General features: G+C 64.6%; 1 protein-coding gene. It reads right to left on the bottom strand.

What is annotated here, in order from left to right; all coding sequences use genetic code 11:
* The coding region (locus H2509_RS04095) for a beta strand repeat-containing protein (protein WP_182162592.1) at positions 1 to 3,257 on the bottom strand (3,257 nt) is incomplete at its 3' end.
* Positions 3,258 to 3,284: the final 27 nt, after the last annotated feature.

The raw sequence follows: 3,284 nt of genomic DNA, 5'->3' as shown, positions 1-3,284 counted from the left end.
TTGCCGGCGCTGTCCTCGACCTCCACGGTCACCTGATGGCTGGTGGCCGTCTCGAAATCCAGCAAACCGCCATCCGCCACGCGAAGCTCGTTGCCGACAATGGCGAAGCGCCCGCCGGCATTATCCAGCAGCGTATAGGTGAAGCTCTCGCCCGCATCCGGATCGGCGGCGCCCAGCGTGCCGACCACCGTGCCATTGGTCGAGTTCTCCTCGACGCTCGCATTCGACAGCGTGATGTCCGTCGGCGCCTCGTTGACGTCGCCGACCGTCACCGAAATCGTCTGCACCGACGTGCCGCCATTGCCGTCCGATGCCGTGACCTCGACCTCGTAGACATTGTCGGCACCGGCATCGCCCGGCGCATCGAAATCGGGCGACGCAATGAAGCTCAACTCGCCCGTCGCGCCATCAATCGTAAACAGCGCCCCATCGGCACCGCCGCTGATCGAATAGCTGACGGTGTCATTCGTGTCCGCGTCGGTCGCCGCAACCGTTCCTACGGCGGTCGTGTTCTCGTCGACCGAGAACGAGGCGGACGAGGTGATCACCGGGGCGTCATTCGCACCCGTCACCGTCACCGTCAGCGTTGCCGTGTCGGTTCCACCGTTTCCGTCCGACACTTCATAGGTGAAGACGTCGTCCACCGCCTCGCCGACACCCAGCCCCTGCGCCGCGGCCTGATCGGCCACATAGCTGTAGCTGCCGTCCGAGTTGATCGTCAGCGTGCCATAGGCGCCGGCAATCACCGTCGCAGCACCCACCGCCACCGGTGCTCCGCCGGCCGAAACCGTGCTCACCGAAAGCGTATCGCCGTCCGCATCGCTGTCGTTATCCAGTACGTTGGCCGCAATGGCGGGGCCGTCTTCCGACGCCGAATTCGTGTCGTCGACCGCGACGGTTGCCTCGTTCGCATTCGTAACCTGGACGGTGAAGGTCTCCTGCCGCGTATTGCCGGCACTATCCTCAACCTCGACCGTCACCTGGTGGCTGGCATTGGTCTCGAAATCCAGCAGCCCGCCATCGGCCACACGCAACTCGTTGCCAAAAATGGCGAAGCGCCCGCCGGCATTATCCAGCAGCGTGTAGGTGAAACTCTCGCCCGCATCCTGATCGGTTGCGCCCAGCGTGCCGACCACCGTGTCGTCGGCCGAATTCTCCGCCACGCTCGCATTCGACAGCGTGATGTCCGTCGGCGCCTCGTTGACGTCCGACACGCTGACGGTGAAGGTTTCCTGCCGCGTGTTGCCGGCGCTATCCTCAACCTCAACCGTCACCTGGTGGCTGGCATTGGCCTCGAAATCCAGCAGCCCGCCATCGGCCACACGCAACTCATTGCCGACAATCGCAAACCGCCCGCCGGCATTATCCAGCAGCGTGTAGGTGAAACTCTCGCCGGCATCCGGATCGGCCGCGCCCAGCGTGCCGACCACCGTGCCATTGGCCGAGTTCTCCGCAACGCTCGCATTCGACAGCGTGATATCCGTCGGCGTCTCGTTGACATCCGTCACGCTGAGGGTGAAGGTCTCCTGCCAGGTATTGCCGGCGCTATCCTCGACCTCCACGGTCACCTGGTGGCTGGTGGCCGTCTCGAAATCGAGCAGCCCGCCATCCGCCACACGCAACTCATTGCCGACAATGGCGAAGCGCCCGCCGGCATTATCCAGCAGCGTGTAGGTGAAACTCTCACCAGCATCCGGATCGGCGGCGCCCAGCGTGCCGACCACCGTGCCGTTGCCCGAATTCTCCGCAACGCTCGCATTCGACAGCGTGATGTCCGTCGGCGCCTCGTTGACGTCGCCGACCGTCACCGAAATCGTCTGCACCGAGGTGCCGCCGTTGCCATCCGATGCCGTGACCTCGACCTCGTAGACATTGTCGCCGCCGGCATCGCCCGGCGCATCGAAATCGGGCGACGCAATGAAGCTCAACTCGCCCGTCGCGCCATCAATCGCAAACAATACCCCATCGGCACCGCCGCTGATCGAATAACCGACAGTGTCGTTGGTATCCGCATCGGTCGCCGCAACCGTTCCCACGGCGGTCGTGTTCTCGTCGATCGAGAAGGAGGCGGACGAGGTGATCACCGGGGCGTCATTCGCACCCGTCACGGTCACCGTGAGCGTTGCCGTGTCGGTTCCACCGTTTCCATCGGAGATAACATAGGTGAAGACGTCGTCCACCGCCTCGCCGACACCCAGACCCTGCGTCGCCGCCTGATCGGCCACATAGCTGTAGCTGCCGTCCGCGTCGATCGTCAGCGTGCCATAGGCGCCGGCAATCACAGTTGCCGCGCCCGCCGACACAGCCACCGGTCCCCTGCTGGCCGCAATCGAGGTAACCGCCAGCGTGTCGCCCTCGGGGTCCGTATCGTTGTTTAGGACGTCGCCGGGCACCGACCCGCCATCCTCGACAGCCGCAACCGCATCGTCAGTCGCAACAGGCGCCTCATTAACATCCGTCACGCTGACGGTGAAGGTCTCCTGGCGGGTATTGCCGGCGCTGTCCTCGACCTCCACGGTCACCTGATGGCTGGTGGCCGTCTCGAAATCCAGCAAACCGCCATCCGCCACGCGAAGCTCGTTGCCGACAATGGCGAAGCGCCCGCCGGCATTATCCAGCAGCGTATAGGTGAAGCTCTCGCCCGCATCCGGATCGGCGGCGCCCAGCGTGCCGACCACCGTGCCATTGGTCGAGTTCTCCTCGACGCTCGCATTCGACAGCGTGATGTCCGTCGGCGCCTCGTTGACGTCGCCGACCGTCACCGAAATCGTCTGCACCGACGTGCCGCCATTGCCGTCCGATGCCGTGACCTCGACCTCGTAGACATTGTCGGCACCGGCATCGCCCGGCGCATCGAAATCGGGCGACGCAATGAAGCTCAACTCGCCCGTCGCGCCATCAATCGTAAACAGCGCCCCATCGGCACCGCCGCTGATCGAATAGCTGACGGTGTCATTCGTGTCCGCGTCGGTCGCCGCAACCGTTCCTACGGCGGTCGTGTTCTCGTCGACCGAGAACGAGGCGGACGAGGTGATCACCGGGGCGTCATTCGCACCCGTCACCGTCACCGTCAGCGTTGCCGTGTCGGTTCCACCGTTTCCGTCCGACACTTCATAGGTGAAGACGTCGTCCACCGCCTCGCCGACACCCAGCCCCTGCGCCGCGGCCTGATCGGCCACATAGCTGTAGCTGCCGTCCGAGTTGATCGTCAGCGTGCCATAGGCGCCGGCAATCACCGTCGCAGCACCCACCGCCACCGGTGCTCCGCCGGCCGAAACCGTGCT

The sequence above is a fragment of the Stappia albiluteola genome, assembly GCF_014050225.1.
Classification (GTDB): Bacteria; Pseudomonadota; Alphaproteobacteria; order Rhizobiales; family Stappiaceae; genus Hongsoonwoonella; species Hongsoonwoonella albiluteola.
The sequence above is the reverse complement of the archived record's forward strand: the minus strand, read 5'-3'. Positions and strand labels throughout refer to the sequence as shown.